The sequence below is a fragment of the Micromonospora sp. NPDC127501 genome (assembly GCF_040302185.1).
Lineage (GTDB): Bacteria > Actinomycetota > Actinomycetes > Mycobacteriales > Micromonosporaceae > Micromonospora.
The window spans coordinates 308,914-335,323 of sequence record NZ_JBEORJ010000007.1 but is presented as its reverse complement, the minus strand read 5'-3'; the positions used below and the strand labels follow the sequence as shown (position 1 = coordinate 335,323).

At 73.2% G+C, this 26,410-nt stretch carries 25 protein-coding genes; 8 read left to right on the top strand and 17 right to left on the bottom strand.

The features are described from left to right. The first annotated feature begins 165 nt into the window (after positions 1-165). Both ABTW72_RS19195 and ABTW72_RS19190 read left to right on the top strand, forming a co-directional pair. Complete coding sequence (locus ABTW72_RS19195) at positions 166-531, top strand: PadR family transcriptional regulator (RefSeq protein WP_350860474.1); 366 nt, start codon at positions 166-168, stop codon at positions 529-531. Further along, a complete protein-coding gene (locus ABTW72_RS19190; RefSeq protein ID WP_350860472.1) occupies positions 528-1,511 on the top strand; it encodes a hypothetical protein in 984 nt (327 codons plus the stop codon). The genes ABTW72_RS19195 and ABTW72_RS19190 overlap by 4 nt, the downstream gene beginning before the upstream one ends. Before the next feature lie 165 nt (positions 1,512-1,676). Here the strand turns inward: ABTW72_RS19190 and mptB (ABTW72_RS19185) are convergent, their stop codons facing one another. The 5 genes from mptB (ABTW72_RS19185) to ABTW72_RS19165 are packed head-to-tail and all read right to left on the bottom strand — an operon-like array spanning position 1,677 to position 10,130. Continuing rightward, the gene (gene mptB, locus ABTW72_RS19185; RefSeq protein WP_350860470.1) at positions 1,677-3,266 is read right to left on the bottom strand and encodes a polyprenol phosphomannose-dependent alpha 1,6 mannosyltransferase MptB; all 1,590 of its coding nucleotides are present in this window, start codon (positions 3,264-3,266) and stop codon (positions 1,677-1,679) included. Between the two features lie 14 nt (positions 3,267-3,280). Then, entirely contained in the window at positions 3,281-4,690 is a 1,410-nt protein-coding gene (mptB, locus tag ABTW72_RS19180) for a polyprenol phosphomannose-dependent alpha 1,6 mannosyltransferase MptB (protein WP_502892221.1), read from the bottom strand. A 40-nt stretch (positions 4,691-4,730) separates the two neighbouring features. Next, on the bottom strand, positions 4,731-6,350 hold the full coding sequence (locus ABTW72_RS19175) for a hypothetical protein (protein WP_350860466.1): 1,620 nt from the start codon (positions 6,348-6,350) through the stop codon (positions 4,731-4,733). Further along, positions 6,343-9,363, bottom strand: a complete 3,021-nt coding sequence (locus tag ABTW72_RS19170) for a bifunctional [glutamine synthetase] adenylyltransferase/[glutamine synthetase]-adenylyl-L-tyrosine phosphorylase (RefSeq protein ID WP_350860464.1) — start codon at positions 9,361-9,363, stop codon at positions 6,343-6,345. Before ABTW72_RS19170 ends, ABTW72_RS19175 begins: the two co-directional genes overlap by 8 nt. Next, positions 9,363-10,130 (bottom strand): type 1 glutamine amidotransferase, encoded by a 768-nt coding sequence (locus ABTW72_RS19165; RefSeq protein ID WP_350860463.1) that lies wholly within the window; start codon positions 10,128-10,130, stop codon positions 9,363-9,365. Before ABTW72_RS19165 ends, ABTW72_RS19170 begins: the two co-directional genes overlap by 1 nt. A 102-nt stretch (positions 10,131-10,232) precedes the next feature. Between ABTW72_RS19165 and ABTW72_RS19160 the strand changes: the two genes are divergently transcribed. Continuing rightward, the gene (locus ABTW72_RS19160; RefSeq protein ID WP_350860461.1) at positions 10,233-11,168 is read left to right on the top strand and encodes a S66 peptidase family protein; all 936 of its coding nucleotides are present in this window, start codon (positions 10,233-10,235) and stop codon (positions 11,166-11,168) included. A 106-nt stretch (positions 11,169-11,274) separates the two neighbouring features. Here the strand turns inward: ABTW72_RS19160 and ABTW72_RS19155 are convergent, their stop codons facing one another. After that, a complete protein-coding gene (locus tag ABTW72_RS19155) occupies positions 11,275-12,162 on the bottom strand; it encodes a Vgb family protein (RefSeq protein ID WP_350860459.1) in 888 nt (295 codons plus the stop codon). A 186-nt stretch (positions 12,163-12,348) separates the two neighbouring features. Between ABTW72_RS19155 and ABTW72_RS19150 the strand changes: the two genes are divergently transcribed. Next, complete coding sequence (locus ABTW72_RS19150; RefSeq protein WP_350860500.1) at positions 12,349-12,819, top strand: hypothetical protein; 471 nt, start codon at positions 12,349-12,351, stop codon at positions 12,817-12,819. 132 nt (positions 12,820-12,951) lie between these two features. On the opposite strand, the gene ABTW72_RS19145 is transcribed toward ABTW72_RS19150, so the two are convergent. From ABTW72_RS19145 to glnA, 4 genes are all read right to left on the bottom strand, one after another. After that, positions 12,952-13,335, bottom strand: a complete 384-nt coding sequence (locus tag ABTW72_RS19145; RefSeq protein WP_350860457.1) for a VOC family protein — start codon at positions 13,333-13,335, stop codon at positions 12,952-12,954. A gap of 139 nt (positions 13,336-13,474) precedes the next feature. Then, complete coding sequence (locus ABTW72_RS19140; protein ID WP_350860455.1) at positions 13,475-14,167, bottom strand: helix-turn-helix transcriptional regulator; 693 nt, start codon at positions 14,165-14,167, stop codon at positions 13,475-13,477. Between the two features lie 69 nt (positions 14,168-14,236). Next, the gene (locus ABTW72_RS19135; protein WP_112582646.1) at positions 14,237-14,662 is read right to left on the bottom strand and encodes a DUF350 domain-containing protein; all 426 of its coding nucleotides are present in this window, start codon (positions 14,660-14,662) and stop codon (positions 14,237-14,239) included. 89 nt (positions 14,663-14,751) lie between these two features. Next, positions 14,752-16,101 carry a type I glutamate--ammonia ligase gene (glnA, locus tag ABTW72_RS19130; protein WP_091409557.1) on the bottom strand — a complete coding sequence of 450 codons (1,350 nt, stop codon included), beginning with the start codon at positions 16,099-16,101 and terminating at the stop codon, positions 14,752-14,754. Positions 16,102-16,385: 284 nt separating this feature from the next. Here glnA and ABTW72_RS19125 point away from each other — a divergent pair, with 284 nt between their 5' ends. Both ABTW72_RS19125 and panB read left to right on the top strand, forming a co-directional pair. Beyond that, a complete protein-coding gene (locus tag ABTW72_RS19125) occupies positions 16,386-18,143 on the top strand; it encodes an NAD+ synthase (RefSeq protein ID WP_350860453.1) in 1,758 nt (585 codons plus the stop codon). Positions 18,144-18,341: 198 nt separating this feature from the next. Further along, entirely contained in the window at positions 18,342-19,187 is an 846-nt protein-coding gene (gene panB, locus ABTW72_RS19120) for a 3-methyl-2-oxobutanoate hydroxymethyltransferase (RefSeq protein WP_350860451.1), read from the top strand. A gap of 96 nt (positions 19,188-19,283) precedes the next feature. Here panB and npdG read toward each other — a convergent pair whose 3' ends face one another. From npdG to ABTW72_RS19100, 4 genes are all read right to left on the bottom strand, one after another. Beyond that, complete coding sequence (gene npdG / locus ABTW72_RS19115; protein ID WP_350860449.1) at positions 19,284-19,982, bottom strand: NADPH-dependent F420 reductase; 699 nt, start codon at positions 19,980-19,982, stop codon at positions 19,284-19,286. A 147-nt stretch (positions 19,983-20,129) separates the two neighbouring features. Continuing rightward, on the bottom strand, positions 20,130-21,560 hold the full coding sequence (locus ABTW72_RS19110) for an RNB domain-containing ribonuclease (protein ID WP_350860447.1): 1,431 nt from the start codon (positions 21,558-21,560) through the stop codon (positions 20,130-20,132). A gap of 80 nt (positions 21,561-21,640) precedes the next feature. Then, positions 21,641-22,474, bottom strand: coding sequence for a histone (locus ABTW72_RS19105; RefSeq protein ID WP_350860445.1), 834 nt, complete (start codon positions 22,472-22,474; stop codon positions 21,641-21,643). Positions 22,475-22,557: 83 nt separating this feature from the next. After that, entirely contained in the window at positions 22,558-22,761 is a 204-nt protein-coding gene (locus ABTW72_RS19100) for a hypothetical protein (RefSeq protein ID WP_124855794.1), read from the bottom strand. A 175-nt stretch (positions 22,762-22,936) separates the two neighbouring features. Between ABTW72_RS19100 and ABTW72_RS19095 the strand changes: the two genes are divergently transcribed. Next, positions 22,937-23,434: an NUDIX hydrolase gene (locus ABTW72_RS19095; protein WP_124855792.1), complete on the top strand. Its 498-nt coding sequence runs from the start codon at positions 22,937-22,939 to the stop codon at positions 23,432-23,434. A gap of 3 nt (positions 23,435-23,437) precedes the next feature. Here ABTW72_RS19095 and ABTW72_RS19090 read toward each other — a convergent pair whose 3' ends face one another. From ABTW72_RS19090 to ABTW72_RS19080, 3 genes are read right to left on the bottom strand one after another with little or no spacing between them, the layout of a single operon-like run. Then, entirely contained in the window at positions 23,438-24,400 is a 963-nt protein-coding gene (locus ABTW72_RS19090; protein WP_350860443.1) for a hypothetical protein, read from the bottom strand. Beyond that, complete coding sequence (locus ABTW72_RS19085) at positions 24,394-24,729, bottom strand: PadR family transcriptional regulator (RefSeq protein ID WP_112675937.1); 336 nt, start codon at positions 24,727-24,729, stop codon at positions 24,394-24,396. Before ABTW72_RS19085 ends, ABTW72_RS19090 begins: the two co-directional genes overlap by 7 nt. Positions 24,730-24,749: 20 nt before the next feature. Next, positions 24,750-25,622, bottom strand: a complete 873-nt coding sequence (locus ABTW72_RS19080) for a GyrI-like domain-containing protein (protein ID WP_350860441.1) — start codon at positions 25,620-25,622, stop codon at positions 24,750-24,752. A 143-nt stretch (positions 25,623-25,765) separates the two neighbouring features. Here ABTW72_RS19080 and ABTW72_RS19075 point away from each other — a divergent pair, with 143 nt between their 5' ends. Next, complete coding sequence (locus ABTW72_RS19075) at positions 25,766-26,386, top strand: GrpB family protein (protein ID WP_350860439.1); 621 nt, start codon at positions 25,766-25,768, stop codon at positions 26,384-26,386. The last annotated feature ends 24 nt before the right edge of the window (positions 26,387-26,410 follow it).

Here is a 26,410-nt window from a genome sequence, read left to right as displayed (position 1 = left end):
GCGGGGTTATTTCGCCTTGTAGTAGGCCTGGTGTGCTGTCTGTTGGCCGTGGAGTCCGGAGCTGTCGCTTGATGACCGGCCTGGCCTTCTACGCTCACCGCGGAGCCGGCCCGGCTCACTGTGCGCCACCCCCCGGCATACCTTCGCGTCCGATATATTGCTCCGGTGGACACACCACTGCGCGAACCGACGTTCCTGATCCTCACCGCGCTGGCCGCCCAGCCGATGCATGGCTACGGGCTGATCGGTGAGGTCGCCGCCCTCTCCGACCACCGCGTGTCGCTGCGCCCTGGGACGCTGTACGGGGCGCTCGACCGGCTGGTCGACGCCGGCCTCGTCGAGGTCGACCGGGAAGAGGTGGTGGACGGCCGACTGCGCCGCTACTACCGCCTCTCCCCCGGTGGCGAGACCACGTTGAGCACCGAGACCGAGCGGCTGCGCCGCAACGTCGAAGCCGCCACCACCCGGCTGTCCAAGCGGACTCGCGCCGCCCTCCCGACCACCCCACGCACGGCCGGAGGCTTGGCATGAACGACCTGGAACGCCGCTACCTCCGGCTGCTGCGCGCGTACCCCGCCGACTACCGGCGGACCCGCCGCGCCGAAATCGTCGGCACCTACCTCGACCTGGCCACCCCCGACCAACGCTGGCCGGCGCCGGCGGACGCCGCGGACCTGGTGCGCGGTGGCCTCCGCCAGCGGCTGCGGGCCGCGGGCGTCACCGACCTGATCCCGGGGGTACGCCTCGCGGCGCTGCTGGCCCTGGTCACCGCGAGCGCTCTCGCCGGTGTCTGGGGTACGGCAGAGCTGCATCCGCCGCCCGCGGAGTGGGGCGTCCCCCACGTCGGCCCGTTCGTCTCGCTCGGTGTCGTCGCGTGGGCGGCATGGCTGCTGGCGGCAGTGGTGATCGCCGTCGCGCCGAGCCGGGTCGCCCGGTGGGCCATCACCCTCGCGCTCCTGCTCACGATTGCGCTGCCACCGGTGGCCGCCGCGCTCGACGCGCTCCGACCGCCGTTGATGGTGCTGCTGCCGCAGGTGGTCCTGGGCCTGCTGGGGCTCGCCCTGCCCGACCAACCCTCCCGGGTGATCCGCCTCGCGCCGGCGCTGTCCGCACTGTTGGCGGTGGTGGCGACGGAATTCCTGGTGGGTCTGGATGCGGTCGGCACCTACTACGGCGCCACCCTGGAGCTCTTCCTGCCCACCGTCGGCGGACTGTTGCTGGTCGTCGGGGCCCTGCTGGCCATGGGTCTGGCACTGGGCGGGGACGCCCGCGGCGGCTGGGCGCTCGTCACACTGCTCACCCCCGCCGGCTTCCTGGCGGTGCCCGGCCTGGCTGACAGCTTCGGCCCGACATACGGTGCCGTCACGTTCACGGAGCTGGCCGTGGCCGGTGTCGCCGTCGGGCTAGCCGGTCCCGCCGCACTGTTCCTGGCGGTGGTGTTCCGCTCCCGCCGGACTCCCACCCCCCAGCCCTCAAGCCGACCCTGCCCCACCTGCGGCGTGCGAGCGTAAACCCCCTTCGCCCCGCCCCAAGATCGTGCTCGATCCTGGATGCAGTGCCCTCGACCGCGTCGGACACCACTACATCCACGTCCGAGCGCGATCTTGACCGCACGACGGTGATGATCATGAGGTTGGCGGGGCGTTTCGTCCAGATTGCCCCCGTCAACCTCATGATCAACGACGACGGCGGCGGCGGCGTTGGGCGGTGCGCAGGGTGCGGGCGAGCACGGTCAGGAGCAGGGCGGTCATCGCCAGGGCACCGGGTGCCTTGGTGACGCGGGCCAGGTTGGTGCCGTCGGGCAGGGCGAGGAAGGCTGCCACTGCGGTGGGCAGCACGAACCACGTCGTGCGGGCGGCGGTGAGCGCCAGCAACGCCAGCGGCCAGGTCGCGTACCAGGGATGGAAGACCGGGGACAGGACGACGGTGGCGACCAGCGCCAACGCCGCGCCGTGCAGCGCCACCCGGGACCGCGCCACCCGAGGACACGCACCCTCAGGACACGCACCCTCAGGACACGCGACCCCGGGACACGCGACCCCGGGAGACGCAACCCCGGAAGACGCCTCCACGCGAGCAGCCACCTCGGGACCCGCAACCTCATTCAGCCCGCGCAGCACATGCCAGGCCCGCCACCAGAGCATCAGCAGCACCCCGACGAGCAGCAGCAGCGCGACCGCCCGGGCCACCGGCACCGCCTGCGGGTCCCGGCCGACCAGCGCGCCGGCGTAGTCGACCACGAAGCCCACGGCGGTGGGTGGTGACGTCCACTGCTCCGAGTCGCCACTGTGGGTCAGCCCGCCCACCCAGCCGAAGCCGAGACCGGACACCGCCGAGGTGACCAGCAGCGCGGCGAGCAGCCCTCCGGCCAGCCAACCACCGTGGCGCAGCAACGCCCGTACGGTGTACTGGTCGGGCATCCCGGCCAGCACGGCGAACGGCACCACCACCACGGCGCTGGCCTTCACCGTGACCGCCAGCCCGAGCAGCACTCCGGCCAGCAGCAGGGCCGCCGGCCGACCTGGTCGCCGGACCACGACCAGCAGCCCACACAGCAGCAGGCCCAGCATCACGGCATCGTTGTGCGCGCCGGCCACCAGGTGTACGCCGACCAGCGGACCGGCCAGCGCCAACCAGACCGCCCGCCGGGCCGGCATCCCGGCCGCCCGGGCCAGAGCGGGCAGGCAGAGCGCGGCCAGCAGCAGCCCCGCCCCGGCGATCACGCGCAGCGCCACGATGGTGCCGGTGAGCCCGCCGCCGAGGCCGACGGCGAGGGCCGCGAGCAGGACGAACACCGGCCCGTACGGTGCCGGGGTGTCCCGCCAGATCGGCGCCACCGTGTCCAGCCAGGGGCAGCCCGCCGCCGCCACCCCCACTGTGTACGGGTCGACGCCGTGCGCGTACGTCCAGCCCTGGCAGGCGTACGAGTAGACGTCCCGGCTGCCCAGCGGTGGCGCGACCAGCAGCGGTAGCGCCCACAGCCCGGCGGTGACGTACGCCCAACGGGTCGACGGGGCACCCTCGCGCAGCGACCACCAGGCCCCGACCAGCAGGACGGTGCCGATCAGCCAGCAGGTCAGCGTCGCCGGGCCGTCCAGGGCTCGCCAGATCGACGCGGGTGTCACGCCCAGCGGGGCGTCGGGCAGTGCCCCGCCGAGGTATCCGGCCACGGCGAGCAGGACCGCGCCGACCAGACCCGCGTACCGGGCACCCCATGGCGCCAACGACACAGGCGGCGGCGGAACAGGCGGGCCGGGAGTGGTCACCGGCGCACCTTCCCTCAATCGGCGGCGACCGGCTGACGGGCCGCTCGAGCCGACCGTACCAACCGGATGACCAGCACGATCACCAACAGCGTCATCAGCGGCGCCCCGACCGTCTTGGTGTACCGGGGAAACCCGGTGCCGTCGGGCAGCACCAGGAAGGACGCGACCAGGGCGACCACGGTGAACCATCTGGTGCGCTGGGCGGTGGCCGCCAGCACGAACAGCGGCCAGGTCCAGTACCAGGGGTGCACGACGGGGGCGAGCGCGACGGTGAGGGCGAGCGCGAGGCCGGCGTGGTACAGCGGGTCGCGGGTGCGGGCCCGCCACCAGAGCCAGACGAGCAGGACGGCCAGGAGGACCACGGCGATCCCGCGGGTGACCGGCAGCGCGTCGATGTGACCGCCGAACAGCGCCGCGACGTACCCGGCCGTCTGCCCCACGGCGGTCGACGGGGAGGTCCAGGCGATGGCGGCGCCACCCTGGGACAGCCCGCCGATCCAGCCGAAGTCCAGCCCACCGACGACTGTCACGCCGACCACGGTGACGACCGTGCCGCCGACCACCCAGCCGCCGTCGCGGATCAGCGTGCGGATCCGGTACGGCCCGGCGGTGGCCGCCAGTGCGGCGAACGGCACCACCACCACGGCGGTCACCTTGATAGCCACGGCCACCCCGAGGAGCAGCCCGCCGACCAGCAGCATTCCGCGCCGGCCCGGGTGCGCCGCCACCACGGCCAGCCCGCCGACCAACGCGGCGAGCATCAGCACGTCGTTGTGGGGGCCACCGACCAGGTGCGCGGCGACCAGCGGGGAACCCAACGCCAGCCACACCGCCCGCTTCGCCGGCACACCGGCCCGGCGCGCCAGCACCGGCAGGGCCCACGCGGTGAGGGCCACGCCGACCAGCGACAGCGCACGGAACAGCACGATGCTGGCGGTCAGCGAACCGGTGGCCTTCACCACGGCGCCAGCGATGAGCACGAACAGCGGCCCGTACGGCGCCGGGGTGTCGCGCCAGATGACCGAGACCGTGTCCAGCCAGGGGCAGGGCAGTGCGGAGACACCCTGCTCGTACGGGCTGATGCCGCCGACGAAGCTGGCGCCCTGGCAGGCGTACGCGTACACGTCCCGACTGCCGAAGGGCGGCGCGATCAGCAACGGCAGCAGCCAGAGCCCGACGGTGACCAGGGCCCACCGCGTCGAGGGCCCCCCGTCGCGCAGTGCCCACCAGGCGTACGCCATCAGGCCGGTGCCGACCAGCCAGGCGGCGAGGATCAGCGGGCCGTTGGGCCCCTGCCAGATGCTGACCGGGGTGCTGCGCAGTGGGCCGCTGGGGAACGCGCCGCCGAGGAAGGCGGAGAGCGCGAGCAGCATCGAGCCGGCCAGGCCGGTCCAGCGCGCGAGGTGGGAAGGCACGCCGGACATGCTGCCAGCCCGTCGGTGGGAGGCCGACGGCAGGCACGGGTCAGCAGTGGCGCGCCGGTGCCAACCCACTGGAGATCGAGTAGTCGCCGGCGGCGCGGACCCGCACCTCGGTCCACCCGTCCGCGCCCGGCCGCAGGCAGCCGTCCGGGCCGTTCAACGTGAGCCAGCGCGACCAGCGCACCCGGACCGGCACGTCCCCGGGCGTGGCGGTCAGCCGGACCGCGCCGCGGTCGGCGGCGACGAGGTGACCCGGGGCACCGACCAGCGGCGTCGGATCGACCACTGCGTACATCTGCCAGGTGGAGTCTCGCCAGACCTCCCGCAGGTACGGCAGGCCGCCGCGGATCAGCGCGGCCTCGTCGCGGCCCCACCGGTCGGCGGGTGCGTCCGGGGCGAGCACCACGTAGCTCACCGCCTCGTGCCGTAACCACTGCTCGTACGTCTGCGCGCTCAGGTCGCCGTCGTAGAACAGCGCGTTGCGGTCGCTGTCGACCTGGCGTTCCCAACCCCGGGCCAGTGGCACTGTCGGCGGCAGGTACGCCGACTCCCAGTGGTCGCGCAGCGGCACGACCTCGACCCGCCCGGCCGGCTGCCGCCGGTCGAGTTCGGCGACGAGCGGTTGGTAGAAACGTTCGGCGCTCTCCGGGGCGCCGGCCCGGGTCACGTCGCTCATCATCACCGGGGACTGCCACCAGACGGTCGCGGCGAGCAGCCCGGCCAGCCACGGCCCCGGCAACGCGGCGTACCCGGCCAGCACGGGCAGTGCGAACAGCATCGGCAGTCGTAGCGCGTTGGAACCGATCGGGCTGGGCACGTAGTACGCCCCGATCAGGAGCAGCACGGTGAGCACCGCGCCGACGCGCAGCACCCGGCGGCGACGCGGCAGTACGACCGCCACCAGCACCGCGAGCGCGACGTTGATGCGCATCGACTCGGCCGAGTACGGCTGGGTGCCGCCGTTGCCGAAGACGAACGCCATCGGGGCGAGCGTGACGGCGGGCGCCACGGCCAGGACGAGCCCCTCGGCCAGTGGTCGTTCGGCTCGCCAGCCGCCGGGCAGCGGGCGGCCGGGCCCGTCACCGGTGCGCAGGGCGCCGAGCAGCAGCGCCGCGCCGGCCAGCCCGGTGAACAGGCCGGCGACCGGGCTGGCCGCCGTGGCCAGGGCGGCGCAGACGGCGGCGAGCGTCAACCGGAGCCAGCGCGGCGGGCGTTCCGCGCTGACCGCGCAGAGCGCCAGCAGCCCGAACGCCAATCCGACCGCGAAGGTGATCCGACCACTTGCCAGGTTGCCGACCAGCACCACCGCGCCGAGGACGCCGGCCAGCAGCGGTCGGCGGGCCCGGTTGCGGGTGAACAGCCAACCCAGCGCGGCAGCGCCCACCACGGCGGCGACAGCGCCCAGCGGACGCACCCCGATCAGCGCGCCCAGCCTGGCCGTGAAGAGGCTGTAGCCGTACTGGTTGACGCCGCCGTACCAGCCGAAGTCGACCGGCGCGGCCCCGTACCGCTCGGTGAACCCGGCACGGGCCACCTGGGCGGCGAGGTCGGTGCCCATCGGCGGCGCGAGGAGGAACGCGACGGCGAGCAGCACGGCCACCCCGGACGCCGCCGCCCAGCCCGCGACGCTCCGCCCGGTCGGGCGCGGCGACGCGTCAGGCATCGAGGACCCGTTCGGCAGCCGCGCGGGAGCGGCGGCCGGTGCGCAGGTACTCGTCGAGGAACTCCCCCGGGTCGTCGCGGCCGAGCAGCCGGGCCACCCCGGCCAACTCCACCCCGTGCCGGGGCAGTTGGTCGCCGGCCCGGCCCCGGACCAGCATCAACGCGTTGCGGACCTGCGCGGCCAGGGCCCAACCGGCGGCCATCTCCGCGGCGTCCGTCGGGTCGATCAGGCCGGCCCGCTCGGCCGCCGCGAGGGCGTCGAGGGTACGCGTGCCGCGCAGCTCCGGGATCGCGCCGGCGTGCCGGAGCTGGACGAGTTGCACCGCCCACTCCACGTCGGCGAGCCCACCGCGCCCCAGCTTGGTGTGGGTGGCCGGGTCGGCGCCACGGGGCAGCCGTTCGGTCTCCACCCGGGCCTTGATCCGCCGGATCTCGACGACCTGCTCGCGGGTCAGCCCGTCGGCCGGGTAGCGCACCGGCTCGATCATCGCCTCGAACTCGGCGCCCAGCTCGGCGTCGCCGCAGACGAACCGGGCGCGCAGCAGTGCCTGCGCCTCCCACACCCGCGACCAGCGGGCGTAGTACTGCGCGTACGCGGCGAGGCTGCGTACCAGCGGACCCTGGCGGCCCTCCGGCCGCAGGTCGGCGTCGACGCCCAACGGCGGGTCGGGGGCGGGTACGCCGAGCAGCCGGCGCAGTTCCTCGGCGACGGCGTGCGCGGCGGCGCTGGCGGCGCTCTCGCTGGTGCCTGGCGGCGGGTCGTAGACGAAGAGCACGTCGGCGTCGGAGAGGTAGTTCGACTCGTACCCGCCGAGCCGGCCCATGCCGATCACCGCGAACCGCAGCCCCGCTGGTGCCGGCTGGCTGGCCTGAGCGGCCCGCAGCGCGGCGGCCAGGGTGGCGTCGGTGACGTCGGCGAGCGCCGTACCGACCTCGGTGATGTCGGACAGCCCGCGGGCGGGCCGGTTCGCGCCGTCCGCCCGGGTGGGGCTGGGCGCGAGCGCGCCGGCCCGGCAGAGCACGTCGGCGCAGGCCACCCGGACCAGCTCGCGACGTCGCAGCGCGCGCACCGCGCTGGTGGCCTCGACCGGGTCGGTGTGCCGGGCCGCCGCCGCCAGGAACCCCTCCCGCAGCACCTCCGGCGCGCGTGGCGCCAGCTCGTTCTCCTCGGCCAGCAGCCGCAGCGCCTCCGGGTCGCGGGCGAGCAGGTCGGCGACGTACCGGGACAGCGCGAGGACCCGGGCCAGCCGACGGGCGACCGGGCCGCCGTCGCGCAACAGCCGCAGGTACCAGGGGGTGCTGCCCAACTTGTCGGAGACCTTGCGGTAGTTGAGCAGCCCCCGGTCCGGCTCCGGCGCGTCGGCGAACTCGCTGAGCAGCACCGGCAGCAAGGTGCGCTGGATGGCCGCCGTGCGGCTCACCCCGCCGGTGAGCGCCTGGAGGTGGCGCAGCGCCCCGGCCGGGTCGGCGAAGCCGAGGATCTCCAGGCGGTTCCTGGCCGCCTCCGGGGTGAGCCGCAACCCGTCGGCCGGCACCCGGGCCACCGACTCCAGCAGCGGCCGGTAGAGCAGTTTGGCGTGCAGTCGGCGTACCTCGGTGGCGTGGGTGACCCACTCGGCCCGGAAGCTCTCCACGGCGCTGCGCCCCGGTGAGGCCGTGAAACCCAGCGCGGCGGCGAGCCAGCGCAGCGCGCCCGGCTCGGCGGGAACGGTGTGCGTACGACGCAGGCCCTGGAGTTGCAGCCGGTGCTCGACGCTGCGCAGGAAGCGGTAGCCGCGCAGCAGGGCCTCGCCGTCGGCCCGACCGACGTAGCCGCCGGCGACGAGCGCGCGCAACGCCGGGATGGTGCCGGGCGGGCGCAGCGTCTCGTCGCCGCGACCGTGCACGAGTTGCAGCAACTGGACGGCGAACTCGATGTCGCGCAGCCCGCCCGGACCGCGCTTGATCTCGCGCTCCAGCTCCTTCGGCGGGATGTGGTCGATGATCCGGCGGCGCATGGCGCGGACGTCCTCGACCGCCTCGGGCCGCTCGGCCGCCCGCCAGACCAGCGGCGCGAGCTGGTCGATCCACTCCTGGGCCAGCGGCAGGTCACCGGCGGCAGGGCGGGCCTTGAGCAGCGCCTGGAACTCCCAGGTGCGCGCCCAGCGCCGGTAGTAGGCCAGGTGGCTGGCGAGGGTCCGCACCAGCGGGCCGCGGCTGCCCTCGGGGCGCAGCGCGGCGTCCACCGGCCAGGCGACCAGCCCGCAGATGGAGATCAACCGGGTCGCCACCTGGGTCGCGGCGGACAGGTCGGCGTCCTCGGCGGCGACGAAGATGACGTCCACGTCGGAGACGTAGTTCAGCTCGCCGCCACCGCACTTACCCATCGCCACGACCGCGAGCCGGGGCCGCTCGGTCCCCTCCGCCAGCTCCGCGACCGCGATCTCGTACGCCGCGGAGAGCGTCGCGTCGGCCAGCGCGGAGAGCGCGGCCATCGTCTGCTCCAGGCCGCGACCGCCGGTCAGGTCGGCCGCCGCGATCCGCAGCAACGCCAGGCGGTACGCGGTCCGCAGCGCCGCCACCGCGTTGCCGCCGTCGGCCGGCTCCAGCCGCCCCTCGGCGGTCGGGGCGAGCCCGTCCGGGGCGGTCCGCAGCGCCTGGTAGTGCTCGGGGTGGGCCACCAGGTGATCGCCGAGCGCCGCCGACGCGCCAAGCACCGCGATCAGCCGCCGCCGTAGCCCGGGATCGGCGTGCACGGCCGCGAGCAGTGGCGATTCGGCGCCGCCTTCGATGGTGCGGCCCTCGGCCTCCACGATGCGGTGCAGTTGGCGCAGCGCCAGGTCCGGGTCGGCGGCCCGGGACAGCGCGGCGAGCAGCTCCGCGGCGGCCTCGTCGACCGGCTCCTGCTCGGCCGGCCGCCACAGCCGCAGCCCCTCCGGGCCGAGCAGGTCCGCGGCGCGCGCGCCGCCATCGCCTTCGGCGGTGCCGAAGCCGTACCGGGCGAGCCGGCCCGGTGCCCTGGTCGGCCGGCTCATCAGTGCCCGAGCAGCGGCAGGCCGCGCCGCGTCGTGCTGTCGTCCAGCTCGCCGAGGGCCAGCGCGGCGAACCGGGCGGCGAACGGTTGCCAGACCTCCTCGATGTCGGGCAGCACCGAGGCGCAGGCCGCGACCACCAGCTCCGGGTTGTAGCCCAGCTCGGCGAGTTGGGTCGAGTCGGTGGCCCAGTCGGCGATCATCGCGGCGTCGCACTCGATGTGGAACTGCAACCCCCAGGCCCGGTCACCGAGGCGGAACGCCTGATGCGGGTAGCGGGTGGAGGCGGCCAGCAGGGTCGCGCCCCGAGGCAGCTCGGTGATCTCGTCGGCGTGCCACTGGAGCACGTCCGGGATCAGCGGCACGTACCGGAACAACGGGTCGTTCTCGGCGGCGTCGCGCCGGCCGACCACGCCGGGGCCGATCTCCGGCCCGGACGGGCTGCGCTCCACCAACCCGGCGTGCGCGGTGGCGAGCAGCTGCGCGCCCAGGCAGACCGCCAGGGTCGGCACCCGGTACCGGACCGCCTTGCGCAGCAGGCCCTCCACGGCGGGAAACCACTGTGCGCCGGGCGAGCCGTCCGGCAACGGGTACGCCTGCTGGTCGCCGCCGAGCACCACCAGCGCCGCGTACCCCTCCAGGTCGGCGGGCAGCTCGTCGCCGGCGTGCGGGCGCACCACCCACAGCTCCAGCCCAGCCTCGGTCAGCCACTCACCCAGCCGGCGCGCGTCGTCCGTCGGGTCGTTCTCGATCACCAGCGCGGTTGCCACCCGTCGAGGCTAGCCGGTACGTCGCACGGCACCACGCCCCGGCACAGGTCCGCCCGCTGGGTGACGGCCTGGGCATGGTCAGGGTGGTTAGGCTCTGCGGTTGTGATCAGCGAGGACAGCGCCGCCGTACGCCCGCCCGTGCTCCGCCCGGGTGACACGGTGCTGCTGGTGTCGCCGTCCGGGCCGACCTCGCCGGAGCGGGTGGCCCGGGGCATGGAACTGCTCACCGGCTGGGGCCTGCGCCCGGTGCCTGCGCCGAACGCGTACGCCCGCCACGGCTACCTCGCCGGCACCGACGACCTGCGTGCCGCCGACCTGAACGCGGCCTTCTCCGACCCGGACGTGCGCGGGGTGATCTGCACCCGTGGTGGCTACGGCGCCCAGCGGATCGTGGACGCCATCGACATGGCCGCCGTACGCCGCGACCCGAAGGTGGTGGCCGGCTTCTCGGACATCACCGCGTTGCAGTTCGCACTGTGGCGGGGCGCACGCCTGGCCGGGGTGCACGGCCCCGGGGCGGCCTGGCGCGACGAGCGGACGCCGCTGCGCTCCGCCGAGTCCCTGCACGCGGCGCTGATGACGACCGAACCGGTGTCGATCACCGCGGTCCCCACCGAGGAGACCTTCGGCGTACGCGTCCCGGGTCGCGCCACCGGCACCCTGCTCGGCGGCAACCTGTGCATGATCGCCGCGTCGATCGGCACGCCGGACCTGCCCGACCTGACCGGTGCGGTGCTGTTGATCGAGGACGTGCAGGAACCCCCGTACAAGGTCGACCGGATGCTCACCCACCTGCGCCGGGCCGGCGCGCTGGACGGACTGGCCGGGGTGGCGGTCGGGCAGTTCACCGACTGCGGCGACGGCTGGGACACCACCATCGTCGACGTACTCACCGAACGCCTCGGCGACCTGGGAGTACCGGTCCTCGGCGGCCTCCCCATCGGCCACGGCCCCAACCAGCTCACAGTCCCGGTGGGCACAACCGCCACCCTCGACACCACCACCGCCACCCTCACCGCAACCCCAGCAGTCCACTAACCCCACCCCGCCCCCTCCCGCCCCCGGCCCTCACCGGGTGATCAAGAGGTTTGCGTCATGTTCGGAGCGGATCCTGACGCAAAGCTCTTGATCAACCAGGGCAGGTTCAAGGGGTGGGTGGGGTCAGGTGGGCTACAGCGCCGATTTCCAGGGCGGCCCAGATGCCGGTGGGGGTGCGGGTGATGCCGTGCGGTTCGGCGTCGGGGGTGGGTAGGGCGTAGCCCCGGATCCGTCCGGTGGCATCGAGGTGACCGATCCGGTTGGCACCCCACTCGGTGAACCACGCGCCGCCGTCCGGGTCGGCCACGATCGCGTGCGGTCGGGCCTCCCGGTCGGGCAGCGGAAACTCGACGATCTTGCCATCCGGGTCGATCCGGCCGAGCTGACCGGCGGCGATCTCCACGAACCAGATGACGCCGTCGTCGCCCACGGTGATGCCGACCGGGCCCGCCTTCACGGTGGGTAACGGATGCAGGGTCACCCTGCCGTCGAGGTCGATCCGACCGATCGCGTTCGCCTGGTTGAGGGTGAACCAGAGAGCCTGGTCCGCGCCAGCAGTGATCATCGAGGCGAATCCGCCGGTCACCGGCAGCGGGAATGTGGTGTGGGTGCCGTCGGTCTCCACCCGGCCGATGGAGTCGGAGGTCATCCCGGCGTACCAGAGCGCACCATCAGGCCCGGCCGCGATGCCGCCCGGCCCGGTGCCGGCCGGCAGGGCGATGGTGCGCTGCTCACCGTCGACGGTGATCCGGCCGATCCGGTCGTCTCCCGAGCGGGTGAACCAGAGCGCCCCGTCCGGCCCGGCCGTGATGATCAATGGGCGACCGCCGGGCGGATCCAGCGGGTAGGTCCGGACCGCGCCGTCGGGCGACAACCGGGCGACGCCGCCGGCGTGGGCCAACGTCAGCCAGAGCGCGCCGTCAGGGCCAGGCGTGATGCCGTACGGTCCGGCGCCCGGCTCGCCGATTGGAATCTCCCGAATCTCGACGGTCATGTCGCGGTGTCCTTCCGTCGGTGGATCGTCCACCCTGACGGCTCGGCCAGCGACCACACAACCGATTTCGCCCCCCGCCGGCCCCTGATTGTCAGCTCGCTGACAGGGTCGCCACGGCCTCCGCCCAGACAGCCCGGTCACTGTCGGTGATGACAGCGCAGGATGACCGAACCTCTGGAGGACAGCATGTCCCGCACCATCCGTAGGAAGCATCTGCTGGCCGGCCTCGCCACCGCCGGCGTCCTCGGCGTCGGGATCGCGGCCCCGACGATCGCGTTCGCCGCCGACACTCCCACGCCGACACCGAGCGCCAGCACCGCCCCGGCTCCCGGCGCGGCTCCGGGTGCGAAGGCCGACCGGCAGGGCGAGTTCGCCGAGGCGCTCGCCAAGGAGCTGGGCGTGCCCACCGACAAGGTGACCGCCGCACTGGAGAAGGTCCGCGATCAGCACCGGCCGGCCGACCGGCCGCAGCGCCCGTCCGCCGAGGACCGGCAGGCCGCGCTCAAGCAGCGCCTGGACCAGGCCGTCAAGGACGGCAAGCTCACCCAGGAGCAGGCCGACGCCATCACCAAGGCCGTCGAGGCCGGCGTCTTCCCCGGCCCCGGCGGCCACCGCGGCCCGGGCGGCCAGCACGGCGAAGGTACGCCCGGCAAGTAGTCCGACGGGTCCGGCCCCGGCAGGCACCAGCAGGCCGGGGCCGGCCCCGGCAAGCACTGACCGGCCGAGGCCGGCCCCGGCAGGCCCCGACCGCCCGGGGCCGGCCCCGGCAGCCCCGCCCTGGAAGGGGCGTCAGCTCTGCTGAGGCGGGGGCGAGAAGACGCCCAGACGATTGCCGGTCGGGTCAAGCAGGTGGGCCGAGGTGAGACCGCTCGGAGTCGTACGCGCCGGCACCAGCACCCGGCCGCCGGCCGCTTCGGCCCGTCGGCAGGTCTCCGCCACGTCGGCGACTTCGGCGTAGAACACCGCGTAGTTCGGCGACGTCCCGTCGGTCGCCCTGATCGCCCCGCCGATCCCGGCGTCGCCACCGGCCCCGGTCACCCGGTAGGACCCGCCGTTGGGCGGACCCTGCTCCTCGAAGGTCCAGCCGAACAACTCGCCGTAGAAACGCTCCGCGTCCTCGGGCCGGTCGGTGCCGAGTTCGAACCAGGTGATGGGCGTCGTGGACCTGGACATCTGTTGCCTCCAGAATTTCCGTGCCGGCCGTTCGGCCGTCGTCTGGAGCAGTCTCGGCGCCGTTCGCGACAGCGTCCTGTCGGTGTTTCCGGGTCACCTGGCCGGGTTTTCCCCGACGAGGCGCCGGGAAGCACGCGTCTCAGACCAGGCTCAGCGCACGGACCCGCTCGTGCGGGATGTCGAGATCCGTCAGGCGTAGCTCCCGGGCCACCACGTCGGGCAGAGCCCCGACGCTCCGGATCCGGTCGGTACGGAAGCACCGCAGCTCGTCGCGCAGACGGCACCAGGCGACCAGGTACCAGTGTCGGGAGTTGCCCAGGTAGCCGAGTGGCTCGACGTCACGGGTCGATTCGGTGCCGGCGCGGTCGGCGTACCGGATGCGCAGCACCCGCCGCGCGGCGACCGCGTCGGCGACGGTGGCCGGGACGGGCGTGGCCGGCCCGTCGCCGATCAGATGCACCCGGCCGGCGAGGCGGTGTGCCTCGGCGGCGTCGGCGGCCGGCAGCACCGCCACCAGCTTGCGCAGTGCGGTGGCGGCCGGCCCGGCGAACGGCGAGCCGGCGAGCCGGTGCAGCGCCACGGCCATCGCCACCGCCTCGGCGGCGGTCAGGTTGACCGGCGGCAGGGTGCGGGCGCGGTCCAGGACGTAGCCGCCGGTGCGCCCGGGCTCGGCCCAGATCGGCACCCCGGCCTCCTGCAACGCGCCGAGGTCCCGTTCGATGGTCCGGCTGCTCACCTCGAAGCGCGCGGCCAGCCAGCGGGCGCTGCGCGGCCGTGGTGACACCGCCCGCAGCTCCTCGACCAGCGCGTAGAGGCGATCCGTGCGGTTCATGCCCGGCACGCTACGGCCGGGGTACGACGCCCTCCAGCAACCGCCCGCACAGCGCCCCGGACAACCGCCTCAGGCGATGCAGGCGCAGACGATCAGCGCGGCCCCGAAGTGGGTGGCGGCGCTGACCCGGGCGGCCGGGTGCGGCTCGGGTGAGCAGATGACCTCGCCGAGCTTGCCGGGGGTGAGCAGGTCCAGCACCACGAAGGCCAGCGCCATGATCGCCAACCCGACCAGTCCGAAGACCACGGTGGAGGCGAGCCCCTTGCCGAAGTCGCTGTAGCTGGTCAGGATCGCGGTGAAGACGATCCCGGCGATGCCGAGCTGGTTGGCGGCGAGCAGCAGCCCCGCGTTGGCGTTGCGCTCGACCCAGATCAGGTCTCGCAGCCGGCCTGGGGTGAGCAGGTCGACGAGCCCGAAGCCGGCGGCCATGAGGCCGACGCCGACGATCCCGAACACGACGCTCTGCCAGGCACCGCTGAACAGATCCTCCAGCACCGACTTGCCTCCCGACTCTCCGCCCGGAGGGGTACCGGCGCGGTGATCGAGACGATAGCGGCAGCGCGCAACGGCGTCAGCCCCTGCGTCTACAGGGCCAGGTAGCGCTGCCGCTCGTACGGGGTGACCTCGCGGCGGTACTGCTCCCACTCGGCCCGCTTGTTGCGCAGGAAGAAGTCGAAGACGTGCTCGCCGAGCACCTCGGCGACCAGTTCGGAGCCGGCCATCACGTCGATCGCCTCGGCGAGGTTCTCCGGCAGCGCCTCGTAGCCCATGGCGCGCCGCTCCGCGCTGGTCAGCGACCAAACGTCGTCCTCGGCGCCCGGCGGCAGCTCGTAGCCTTCCTCGATGCCCTTCAGGCCGGCGCCGAGCAGCACCGCGAAGGCGAGGTACGGGTTGGCCGCCGAGTCCAGTGAGCGGACCTCGACCCGGGCCGAGTTGGGCTTGCCGTACGCGGGAACCCGGACCAGCGCGGACCGGTTGAGGTGACCCCAGCAGACGTACGCCGGGCTCTCGGTGATCCGGTCGGGCAGGTGCTGCGGGAAGAGCCGCTTGTACGAGTTGACCCACTGGTTGGTGACAGCCGTGTACTCCCGGGCGTGCACCAGCAGACCGGCGATGAACGACTTCGCCACCTTGGACAGCTTCATCGGGTCGCCGCTGTCGTGGAAGGCGTTGCGCTCGCCCTCGAACAGCGACAGGTGGGTGTGCATCCCGCTGCCCGGCTGGTCGGTGAACGGCTTCGGCATGAAGCTGGCCTGCACGCCGGTGGAGAGCGCGACCTCCTTGACCACGTGCCGGAACGTCATGATGTTGTCGGCGGTGGTGAGCGCGTCGGCGTAGCGCAGGTCGATCTCCTGCTGGCCGGGCGCGACCTCGTGGTGGCTGAACTCCACCGAGATGCCGATCCGTTCCAGGGCCAGCACGCCCTGACGGCGGAAGTCCCGGGCCACGGCGTGGGTGGTGTGCTCGAAGTAGCCGCCGGTGTCGACCGGGGTGGGCACCGAGCCGTCCTGCGGACCGTTCTCCAGCAGGAAGAACTCGATCTCGGGGTGGGTGTAGAAGGTGAAGCCCTTCTCGGCTGCCTTGGACAGCGCGCGGCGCAGCACGTGCCGCGGGTCGGCCCAGGACGGCCCGCCGTCGGGCAGCAGGATGTCGCAGAACATCCGGGCGCTCTCGCCGCTGACCCCACCTTCGAAGGGGAAGACCTGGAAGGTGGTCGGGTCGGGCATGGCGACCATGTCCGATTCGAAGACCCGGGCGAAGCCCTCGATCGCCGAGCCGTCGAAGCCGATGCCTTCCTCGAAGGCCGCCTCGAGCTCGGCGGGGGCCACCGAAACGCTCTTGAGCGTGCCCAGAACGTCGGTGAACCACAGCCGGACGAACCGGATGTCCCGCTCTTCCAGCGTGCGGAGGACGAACTCCTGCTGACGGTCCACTTCCCCAACCCCTCGCGACACGTTTTGTCCGCCTTGGCCGGGCTGTACCCGACCTGATCGCCCAGTGTTCCCGGGCCTGGTTACGCAGACGTTACGCGAACTGCCGCCGCCCGTCCCCTCGTGTCCCGCCCGGCGAGCGCGGGCCCCGCCGGGTCGCCGCGTCCGCCGCCACGACGGCCGAGCTCACGCCCCGCCGGGCCCTCGCGGGCGCCCGTCGCGGCGGGTGGCGGCAATCTCGCCGGAGGGTACGGATTGTCGCGACGAGGCTGGGGCAAGATGAAGGCATGCCCACCCTGCGTCTCGCCCTGTCCCAGGTCAACCCGAGCGTCGGCGACCTCGCCGGAAACGCCGACCTGGTCCGCAGCTGGACTCGCCAGGCCGCCGATGCCGGTGCCCAGCTGGTGCTCTTCCCGGAGATGATGCTGACCGGGTACCCGGTCGAGGACCTCGTCTTCCGGCGCTCCTTCGTCGCCGCGTCCCGGGCCGCCGTGGAGCGGCTGGCCGCCGATCTGGCCGCCGACGGTCTCGGCGAGTTGCCGGTCGTGGTCGGCTACCTGGACGCCGACGGCCCGCCGCAGGTCAGCGGGGACGCCGAGCCGGGCCGAGGTGCCCGCAACGCCGCCGCGCTGCTGCACCGGGGCGTCGTGGCCGCCCGCTACTTCAAGCACCACCTGCCCAACTACGGGGTCTTCGACGAGGACCGGTACTTCGTCTCCGGTGACGAGCTGACAGTGGTGCGGATCGGCGGCGTGGACGTCGCGCTGACCATCTGCGAGGACCTGTGGCAGGCCGGCGGTCCGTTCGCCGCCGCCCGGAGGGCCGGCGTCGGCCTGGTCGTCAACATCAACGGCTCGCCGTACGAGCTGAACAAGGACGACATCCGGCTGCCGCTGGTCCGCCGCCGGGCCGCCGAGGCGGGCGCCGCCATCGCGTACGTCAACATGACCGGCGGCCAGGACGAGCTGGTCTTCGAGGGCGACTCGATGATCGTGAGCGCCGACGGTGAGCTGCTCACCCGGGCACCGCAGTTCGTGGAGCACCTGCTCGTGCACGACGTCGAGTTGCCGGCCGCCGACACCCCGCCGACCAGCGAGACGGTGGCCGACGGCATGCGGATCGTGCACAGCACGCTGGACGGCATTCCGCCCACGCCGTCCGGCCCGGCCGCCACCGGCGGGCTGATCGAGCCGGTGGCCGACGAGGCCGAGGTGTGGCAGGCGCTGGTGCTGGGTCTGCGCGACTACGTCAACAAGAACCGGTTCCCGTCGGTGGTGCTCGGTCTCTCCGGCGGCATCGACTCGGCCGTGGTGGCGGCGCTCGCCGTCGACGCGCTCGGGCCGGACCGGGTGGTCGGGGTGTCGCTGCCCAGCCAGCACTCCTCGGAGCACTCCCGGGAGGACGCGGCCGACCTGGCCAAGCGCACCGGCCTGGACTACCGCGTCGAGCCGATCCAGCCGATGGTCGACGGTTTCCTGGCCAACCTGTCGCTGTCCGGCGTGGCCGTGGAGAACCTGCAGGCCCGGGTCCGTGGCGTGATCCTGATGGCGCTGTCGAACCAGGAGGGCCACCTGGTGCTGACCACCGGCAACAAGAGTGAGCTGGCGGTCGGCTACTCCACCCTGTACGGCGACTCGGTGGGCGGTTTCAACCCGGTCAAGGACGTCTGGAAGACGCTGATCTGGCGGCTCGCGAAGTGGCGCAACAGGGACGCGGCTCGGCGCGGTGAGACCGCCCCGATCCCGGAGAACTCGATCGGCAAGCCGCCGAGCGCCGAGCTGAGCCCGGGCCAGCTCGACAGCGACAGCCTGCCCGACTACGACGTCCTGGACCCGATCCTGATCGGCTACGTCGACGGCGACCTCGGCCGCGACGGGCTGGTCGAGTCGGGTCACGACCCGGCGATCGTGGACAAGGTGCTGCGGCTGGTGGATACCGCCGAGTACAAGCGACGGCAGTCGGCGCCGGGCACGAAGATCTCCATGAAGGCGTTCGGCCGGGACCGCCGTCTGCCGATCACCAACCGGTGGCGCGAGCACGGCTGAGCCGTACTCCCTGGGGGGTGCCGGGTCGGTGGCGCGACCCGGCGCCGCCGCGGTGACCTCGCGGGTGGCCGGGCGGGGCGGCCCCGCGCTGGTGGAGTGACATCTTGCACTGGGCCCTGCCGTCAGCCCGTCTCGCGGTGCGACGATCGCGACGGAACCCGGGGACCGCGCAGGCGGCCTCGAGGAAGGGAGACAGAGATGGTGGAGTCCACTCCGCACGAGGTGACCGCGTTGTACGGCGGCCCGGCCACCCGACGGGTCCGCACCCGCGACCTGATGGCCGCCAAGGAGCGCGGCGAGCGCTGGCCGATGCTCACCTCGTACGACCAGTACACGGCGTCGATCTTCGACCAGGCCGGTGTTCCGGTGCTGCTGGTCGGCGACTCGGCCGCGAACAACGTGTTCGGCTACGAGACCACCCTGCCGATCACCGCCGACGAGCTGCTTCCGCTGGTCCGGGCCGTGGTGCGGGCGACCCGGCAGGCGCTGATCGTCGGTGACCTGCCGTTCGGCTCGTACGAGGAGGGCCCGGCCCAGGCGCTGCGTACCGCCGTCCGGTTCATGAAGGAGGGTGGCTGTCACGCGGTGAAGTTGGAGGGTGGCCGCCGCAACGCCGCGCAGATCGCCGCGATCGTCGGCGCCGGCATTCCGGTGATGGCGCACATCGGCTTCACGCCGCAGAGTGAGCACACCCTGGGTGGCTACCGCGTGCAGGGTCGCGGCGACGCCGCCGACGAGGTGCTGGCCGACGCACGGGCGGTGGCGGAGGCGGGCGCGTTCGCTGTGGTGCTGGAGATGGTGCCCGGCGAGGTGGCCAAGCGGATCACCCACGAGCTGCCGATCCCCACGGTGGGCATCGGCGCGGGCCCGGACACCGACGCGCAGGTGCTGGTCTGGCAGGACATGGCCGGGCTGCGGACGGGCAGGGCGCCCCGTTTCGTGAAGCGGTACGCGGATCTGGCCGGCGCTCTCACCGACGCGACCCGCCGTTTCGCCGACGAGGTCCGCGGCGGCGAGTTCCCCGCCGCCGAGCACACCTTCTAGGACCGAGCACGGCGTGATCCACTCGGGTCTGTCGAGATCAGGGTGTCCCCCGACACCGCTTTCTCATCGAACCCGCAGTGGATCACGCCGCTCGGGTCAGAGGTCCGTGACGCGGATGCCGGCGTGCGCCTTGTAGCGCTTGTTGATGGCGATCAGGTTGGCGGTGAACGCCTCGATCTGGTGGGCGTTGCGCAACCGGCCGGCGTAGATGCCCCGCATGCCGGGGATCCGGGCGGCGAGCGCACCGACGATGTCGACCAGTTCGCGGTCCTCGGTGCAGATCAGCACGTCCAGGTCGATCCGGTCGACCTCGGGGTCGGCCAGCAACGGGGCGCTGACGTGGTTGAACGCGGCGCAGACCCGGGAGTCGGGCAGCAGCGCGGCGGCCTGCTGCACGGCGCTGCCCTCGGCGACGGTCAGCGCGTACGGGCCCTGCTTGTCGAAGCCGAGCGGGTTGACGCAGTCGACGACGATGCGGCCGGCGAGCGGCTCGGCGAGGGCGGCGACGATGGCGGCGTGCCCGTCCCACGGCACCGCGATGATCACCACGTCGCTGCGTCGAGCCACCTCGTCGTTGGCCGCACCGGTGACGCTGCCGCCGGCCGGCACCCCGGGCAGGGCGGCGATCTCGGCCGCGGACTCGGCGGCCCGCTCAGCCGACCGGGACCCGATCAGCACCGTCTGGCCGGCCCGCGCGAACCGGTAGGCGAGGCCCCGCCCCTGGTCGCCGGTGCCACCGATGATGCCGACCGTCAGCCCGGACACGTCGGGCAGCGTGCTCGCGTCGTATGCCATGGCCTCATCCTCGCAAACCGCTCGGCACGTCAGCAGCGCCGAGCGCTGTGAGAATCCCCGCTGCCGCGAGCGACCGCGCCACCGAGGCCCGAGCCAGGGCGGGCGACCACGCAGGCGGGCGACGGTCGGGCAGCGACGGCGACTTGGTCAGGCCAGCTCGAACAGGACGGTACGGGCCGCCGGGTCGGCGGTGACCAGGCGGACCCGGACCCGTTCACCGAGCGGCAGTTGGCCGAGGCATCGGGCGCGTACCGGCGGGGCGTCCAGCGCGACGGTGCCACCGGGCGGTCGGGGCCGGGACTTGCCGTTGGGCGGGGCGTCGACGTCGAGGACGGCCGCGTCGAAGGTCTCGCCCACCCGGTGCTCCAGCACCGCCGCCTCGGCCAGCTCGACGGCGCCACGAGCGGCCGCCGAGGCGACCCGGTCGGTGCTCGCCATCACCTCGGGCAGCCGGGGCAACGCGGCGCGGGCCCAGTCGGGCACCGGTTGACCCGCGTGCAGGGCCAGGCAGACCTCGGTGGCGTACCGGTCGGCCAGCCGCCGCAACGGCGCCGTCACGTGGGCGTACGCGGCCGCCACGCCACCATGTTCCGGCTGCTCCGGCACCTCCCCGTCGAAGGCGGTGTACGCGGCACCCCGCATCAGCTCGGCCGCCTGGTCGATGAACGCTGCGGCCCGCGGCTGGGCGGCGTCCAGACCGGCGATGACCTGCCCCGGGCCCACGTCGTCCGGCCAGTGCACGCCCAGCGGCGCGGCGGCGGCCCGGAGCCGCTGCACCGCCTCCGGCTTGGGCGCCGGCATCGTACGCAGCAGACCGACCCGGCCGGCCAGCATGATGTCGGCGGCAGCCATCCCGGTCAGCAGGGAGATCTGCGCGTTGTGCTCTTCCATCGGCACCGGCGCGCGCAGCACCAGCCGCCAGCCCTCACCGTCGGGCTCCAGATCCTGCTCGGGCAGCGGCAGGTTGATGGCGCCCCGGCTCAGCCCACGGGCGGTCAGTCGGTCGCCGATCTCCGGCAGCAGCGCGATCGGGTCGGGTAGCCGCCCGGCCTCGGCTGCCGCCTGCACCCCGCTGTAGTCGAGTTTGGCGCGGCTGCGGACCAGGGCGCGTTCCAGCTCGACGGCCACGGTGCCGCCGTCGGCGTCCAGGTCGATGGTCCAGACCACAGCGGCCCGGTCGTCGTCGGGCAGCAGGCTGGCCGCACCCTCGCTGAGGGTGTGCGGGTGCAGCGGCACGTTGCCGTCGGGCAGGTAGATGGTCTGCCCCCGCCGCCAGGTCTCCGCCTCCAACGCCCCACCCGGGGTGACGTGCGCCGCGACGTCGGCGATCGCGTACCGGACCCGGTAGCCCCCACCGGGCCGGCGGCTGAGGTGCATCGCCTGGTCCAGGTCCCGCGAGGTGGCGGGGTCGACAGTGACGAACGGTATGTCGGTGCGGTCGACGGGCGGCTGCGGCGGTGCCGCAGCCGCCTCGTCGGCTTCACGCTGGGCGTCGGCCGGAAACTCCTCGGGCAGGCCGAGTTCGCGGCGCAACGCGCCGAAATCGATACGGGGCGCGAGTACGCGTCGGATGACCACGGGTCAATCCTGACAGCGCCACGGGTGATCCGCTTCCGGTGACCGGCCGGAAATCCGCCCGGTGAGGGGTTGCTCCCCGCTCAGCCGGTCGCCTTGCGGGCGGCGCTGCGGGCCCCCCTGGGGGCGGCGGCTCGGGCGGCGACCGGGCGGGCCGGAGTCTTGCGGGCGGTCACCTTGCGGGCCGGCGCCTTGGCCGCGACGGTCTTCTTCGCCGGGGCCTTCTTCGCCGCCGCCTTACGGGCGGTGGTCGACGAGGTACCCGTCGCCTTCGCGGCTGGGGCTTTCTTGGCCGGAGCCTTGCGCGCGCCGCCGCTGGGGCGGGTCGACGCGGTCTTCTTCGCCGCGGTCGTCTTCTTCGCCGCTGTCTTCTTGGCGGCGGACGCCTTGGTCGCCACCTTCCGCGCCGGGGCCTTCGCCGCGGTGGTGGTCTTGCGCGCCGACGCCTTGGCGGCGGTGGTGGTCTTACGCGCCGGGGCCTTGGCGGCGGCGGTGGTCTTCTTCGCCGCGCTGGCGGTGGTCTTCTTCGCCGCGCTCGCCGTCTTCTTCGTCGTACCGCTGGTCTTCTTCGCGGCGGTGGTGGTCTTGCGCGCGGTGGACGCCGGGGCCCGCTTGGCGGCGGTGGTCGTCTTGCGGGTGGTGGTCGAGGCCTTCGCGGGGGCTTTCTTGGCCGCGGCGGTGGTCTTGGTCGTGGCCTTCTTCGCGGGGGCCTTCGTGGCCGCCGTGGTGGTCTTCTTGGCCGGGGCGCGGCCCGCCCCGCCGGCGGCCTTGCGGGCCGGTGCCTTCGCGGCAGCCGTGGTGGACTTGCGCACGGGGGTGGTCCGGCTCGCCGCCGTGTTCCGCTCCGCCGCGGCGGTCTTCTTCGCGGTGGTGCGTCGGGCGGCCGGGCGCTTGGTGGCCTGCTGTGCTTCGGCCATCGTGGTTCCCTCCTCGGGGGACGTGCTCTCGCGTGCGTCCTCGCGGAGCACGAAATACCTCGGCGCGAGCCGTCCCGCGCCGCCTATCTGTCGTCCCCGGCCCACCGAGCGTCCTCGGCATCCCACGCCTCGTTCCGCTCCTGCACTCGTTGCAGGGCGTTCTCCGCGTCGGCCGCCGAGTCGTACGGGCCGAGAACGTGCTTCGCCGGACACACGTTGGCGTCCGTCTCGACCCGGTGATGCCGGGTGCACCAGTAGAACTGCCCACCACGTCCGCTGTCGCTCATGGGAATCACTGTGCACCGCGAACCGGCCGGCCGCCACCGGATCGCACAAGTCGCCGACGATCTCCACAGTAGATATGCATTGCGTTCGTCGGGCCGAAATGGCGAAACGCGTGGGACTGGAACACCAGAAGATGCGCAGGTGAGCCTCGCTGTCGGGCACGCCTATGATCGCCGGATGGCGATTCCGGACTACATCGTGGGTTTGCGCAAGCACGTCGGTCACGACCTGCTGTGGCTGCCGAGCGTCAGCGCGGTGGTCCGCAACGACGCCGGTGAGCTGCTGCTCGGCCAGCGTGCCGACGACGGGCGCTGGTCGGTGATCAGCGGTTTCGTCGAGCCGGGCGAGCAGCCGGCCACCGCGCTGGTCCGCGAGGTGCGCGAGGAGACGGGCCTGGAGGTGGCGCCGGTGCGGATGTCCAGCGCCGTGTCGCACCCGCACACCTACCCGAACGGGGACCGCTGCGACTACCTGAACCTGGGGTTCCTGTGCCGGTTGGTGGCCGGCACCGCCCGCGTCAACGACGACGAGTCGCTGGCCGTGCGGTGGTTCCCGCTGGACCGGCTGCCCGAGCTGGACAAGCACGCCCTGCTGGTCATCGCGTACGCGTTGCGCGAGAACCAGTTGGCCGGTTACCTGGAGCCGGGTACGACGTGGGACGACGTACCCGACTGAGGTTCACACCGGGGTCGGCGCGAGGGCGACCGTCTCGGCGGGCGCCGACCGGGCCGCCCGGATGGTGTACGCGAGCGCGTACGGCGTGCAGGCCAGGTAGAGCATGGGTTCCGCCCGCACCTCGTTGGTGACGATGTGGAAGATCTCCCATGAGATGGTGGGCCGGGGCAGGCTGATGTTCCATTCCGTCCAGGTGGCGAGGAGCCACAGCGGCGAGGAGATCCAGTCGACGCCGCCCAATGGCGTCGGACTGCTGACCGGGCCGGCGCGAGCGCCCGCCGCGATGACGTCGACGACAGCGAGAATCACCGCGAGGTCGGCGGCGGTGAGTGCGCCGAGGACGCCCACCCACCAGGCGGCGCGCAGTCGATTCCGGCCTGCGAGGACCGCCGCGGCCCAGAGGGCCAGCGTCAGGCCGGCCAACCAGAGCAGCAGCCCGGGTACGAAGGTGACCATGGCGTCCGGGGAGACGGCAGACAGGAACACGACAGCGGTCACGCCGATGGGAAGCACCACTCCGAGCGCGATGCGTAGCGGGCCGTCGAGTGCGGTGTGCCGGGCCCAGCGCGCGGCGAACACCGCCAGCAGCACCGCCAACCCGACGGTGAGCGCCGTCCAGATCGGCTTCTGCATCCGCTGAGACCAGTCCGGGGTCACCATCCGCTCGATCGGCATGAGGGAGTACGCACTGACGAGCACGATTCCGACGCAGGCGATCGGGGAGAGCAGCAGTGCGGCGAGGGTGCGGCCGACCCGACCGTGCATCAGGCGGCGGTCGACGATCGGGGCGCCGGTCCGACTGACGGCCAGGCTCACCGCGAAGCCGACCATCTTCGTCCGGTGACCACTGTCGGCGAGCACGTGCAGCTCGGCGGCCCACTCGCGGCGCAGGTCGTCGCGAACATCGGCCGGCCAGCGGCGCGCGGCCAACTCCAACAGCAGCTCGGCGGCCCGGCGGGTCACCACGCCGGTGCTCCGGTGGGCTCGGTGCCGCCCCACGAGCGACGGCCACCGTCGGGAATCGCGGCCCGCAGGTCGGCGAGCGCCTGCCGGGCCTGCGTCACCCCGACGGCGGTCAGTCGGTAGTAGCGGCGGGCCGGCCGCCCGGCCGCGACGGGATCGATCGCCTCCCAGTCGGCGGCCAGCCAGCCGGCCCCCTGCAAGCGGTGCAGCACCGGGTAGAGGGTGCCGCTGGGCAGGCCGGTCAGTCGCATCAGGTCGAGCCCGTAGCGCTGCTCGTCGGGCTCGGCGAGCAGCGCCGCGAGCACCTTCGCGACCGGAATGGTCATCCGCATCCGACCACTGTATCGGAACTCTACATAGGGGTGGGTACCCGTTCGACGGGGATCCACAGTTCGGCGTCCGCCTGGCTGCCGTCCGCCGACACCCGGACCCGGGAGATCTCCGGTCCCGGTCGGCTGCGGTACGGGTTGGACGGAAACCACTGGGTGAACACGTCACGCCACAGGAACTGCACGGCCTGCGGAAACGCACCGGAGGTGGTGAACACCGCCCACGACCCGGCCTGCACCGGCAGCGCGTCCAGGTCCTCCGGCGGTGCGGCGCTGGTCACCACCCCGTGCCAGTAGTCCAGCTCGGTGCCCTCCTGCCGACTGTCGGCGAGGTTGTCGCTGACGTTGACGATTCCCTTCGGCTCCTGATCGGAGAGCGCCTCGATCCGTTCGGTCGTCTCCCTGTCGATGCTCCTGATGAACGCGACGATCGCCGGGTTCATCCCCTCGTGCACCAGCGGGACCCGGGCCTTGCGCCCCACCAGCGCGAACGCGTCCTTGTCGACGATCCGGTACTCCATGCTGCCGCTCCCTTCGACGGTGAGTCGGAAGGACATCCGGGGCTGGGCGCGCAACGCTGCCCCCGTACGCCGGGCTTCTCCTGGCCCCACGCCGTGCACGGCGTGGAACGCCCGGGCGAACGCCTCCGCCGAGCCGTAGCCGTAGTGCACCGCGACGTCGAGCAACGTCCGCTCCCCCGCCAGCACGTCCGCACCGGCGACGGTGAGCCGACGCCGACGGATGTACTCCGACAGCGGCATTCCGGCCAGTGCGGAGAACAGCCGCCGGAAGTGGTACTCCGACGTCAGCGCGATCCGCGCCAGCTCGGCCACCTCGATCTTCTGGTCGAGGTGACGCTCGATGTACGCCATGGCCTCGTTGAGCCGATCCAGCACCCGGGCCTCCTTCCCTTTCGAGTACCGACGCTAGGTCGCGGGGTGGGTCGTCCACCCGACATCCGATGCCCGCATCGGTCGGGTGCGGCCGCGCCGGTCGTCGTGTCGTAGCCTGGCGGACTTTGCTTCCCGAGGAGGTTGACGTGGCCGAGTATCCGCAGGACGTCGTACAGCGCTTCCACGGCACCCCCGAACAGGTCGACGCCGGCCTGGTGGGCGAGCCGCCACGGACGTGGGAGTCCGTCGTCATCGAGGAGTACGACAGGGCCTGGGCGCAGCGGTTCCTCGCCGTCCGGTCGTCGCTCACCGAGGCGCTGGGTGGTCTGATCATCGGGGTGGAACACGTCGGGTCGACGGCGGTGCCGGGGCTGGCGGCCAAGCCTGTCATCGACGTCGACCTCGTCATCGGGGACACCGCCGACGAGTCCGGCTATGTCCCCGCCCTGGAACGGCTCGGGTACCGGCTCGTCCTTCGGGAGCCCTGGTGGCACGGGCACCGGATGCTTCTCAGCCCCGCCGAGGACGTCAACCTGCACGTCTGGCCGCAGGGTGCGCCGGAACCCCTCCGGCACCTGCTCTTCCGCGACTGGCTGCGCGCGCATCCGCACGACCGGGAGCGGTACGCCGCGACCAAACGGCGCCTCGCGCGGGACACCGCGCACCGGCCCCGCGACTACAGCCTGGCGAAGAACGACGTGATCGACGAGATCTACGCGCGCATCTTCGCCGCTGCGGCGGCGGCGGCAACCGAGGCCGACGGTTGATAATCCTGGCGGTCACTCTGTCGA

What these genes read in the sequence shown, in the direction of transcription:
- ABTW72_RS19170 (WP_350860464.1), bottom strand. Translation starts at nt 9,363, where the DNA reads ATGAGCCGGCCGACCAGGGCACCGGGCCGGCTCGCCCGGTACGGCTTC.
- ABTW72_RS19085 (WP_112675937.1), bottom strand. Translation starts at nt 24,729, where the DNA reads ATGCGGATGACCATTCCGGTCGCGAAGGTGCTCGCGGCGCTGCTCGCC.
- ABTW72_RS19095 (WP_124855792.1), top strand. Translation starts at nt 22,937, where the DNA reads ATGGCGATTCCGGACTACATCGTGGGTTTGCGCAAGCACGTCGGTCAC.
- ABTW72_RS19155 (WP_350860459.1), bottom strand. Translation starts at nt 12,162, where the DNA reads ATGACCGTCGAGATTCGGGAGATTCCAATCGGCGAGCCGGGCGCCGGA.
- mptB (WP_502892221.1), bottom strand. Translation starts at nt 4,690, where the DNA reads ATGTCCGGCGTGCCTTCCCACCTCGCGCGCTGGACCGGCCTGGCCGGC.
- npdG (WP_350860449.1), bottom strand. Translation starts at nt 19,982, where the DNA reads ATGGCATACGACGCGAGCACGCTGCCCGACGTGTCCGGGCTGACGGTC.
- ABTW72_RS19140 (WP_350860455.1), bottom strand. Translation starts at nt 14,167, where the DNA reads ATGAACCGCACGGATCGCCTCTACGCGCTGGTCGAGGAGCTGCGGGCG.
- ABTW72_RS19175 (WP_350860466.1), bottom strand. Translation starts at nt 6,350, where the DNA reads ATGCCTGACGCGTCGCCGCGCCCGACCGGGCGGAGCGTCGCGGGCTGG.
- ABTW72_RS19190 (WP_350860472.1), top strand. Translation starts at nt 528, where the DNA reads ATGAACGACCTGGAACGCCGCTACCTCCGGCTGCTGCGCGCGTACCCC.
- ABTW72_RS19145 (WP_350860457.1), bottom strand. Translation starts at nt 13,335, where the DNA reads ATGTCCAGGTCCACGACGCCCATCACCTGGTTCGAACTCGGCACCGAC.
- ABTW72_RS19105 (WP_350860445.1), bottom strand. Translation starts at nt 22,474, where the DNA reads ATGGCCGAAGCACAGCAGGCCACCAAGCGCCCGGCCGCCCGACGCACC.
- panB (WP_350860451.1), top strand. Translation starts at nt 18,342, where the DNA reads ATGGTGGAGTCCACTCCGCACGAGGTGACCGCGTTGTACGGCGGCCCG.
- ABTW72_RS19100 (WP_124855794.1), bottom strand. Translation starts at nt 22,761, where the DNA reads ATGAGCGACAGCGGACGTGGTGGGCAGTTCTACTGGTGCACCCGGCAT.
- ABTW72_RS19150 (WP_350860500.1), top strand. Translation starts at nt 12,349, where the DNA reads ATGTCCCGCACCATCCGTAGGAAGCATCTGCTGGCCGGCCTCGCCACC.
- ABTW72_RS19125 (WP_350860453.1), top strand. Translation starts at nt 16,386, where the DNA reads ATGCCCACCCTGCGTCTCGCCCTGTCCCAGGTCAACCCGAGCGTCGGC.